This is a genomic window from Anoxynatronum sibiricum (assembly GCF_039414295.1).
In the GTDB taxonomy this organism is placed as follows: Bacteria; Bacillota; Clostridia; order Peptostreptococcales; family Tindalliaceae; genus Anoxynatronum; species Anoxynatronum sibiricum.
The window spans coordinates 1-255 of sequence record NZ_JBCITM010000089.1 but is presented as its reverse complement, the minus strand read 5'-3'; the positions used below and the strand labels follow the sequence as shown (position 1 = coordinate 255).

The window sequence follows — 255 nt, the reverse complement described above, 5'->3', positions numbered from 1 at the left end:
GTCAGACCATCTTCGAAGGCGGCATGACCGCCAAAGACGTGGTGGGCCAGTCCGTGGCCACCATTGCCCGGCTGGCAGACCTCCCCATCCCCGAGGGCACCAAGGTCATTCTGGCCAAAGCCGACGGCCCGGGAGAAGCCGACCTTCTCAGCAAAGAGAAAATGTGCCCCGTCATGGCCGTGTACGGCTACACCACCTTCGACGAAGCCTTAAGCATTGCCCAGACCAACCTGGAACTGGAAGGCAAGGGCCACA

Annotated in this window: 1 pseudogene; it reads left to right on the top strand. The window is 61.6% G+C overall.

Annotation, left to right across the window (positions count from 1 at the left end):
• A pseudogene (locus AAIG11_RS18090) lies at nt 1-255 on the top strand (aldehyde dehydrogenase family protein); the annotation flags it as partial.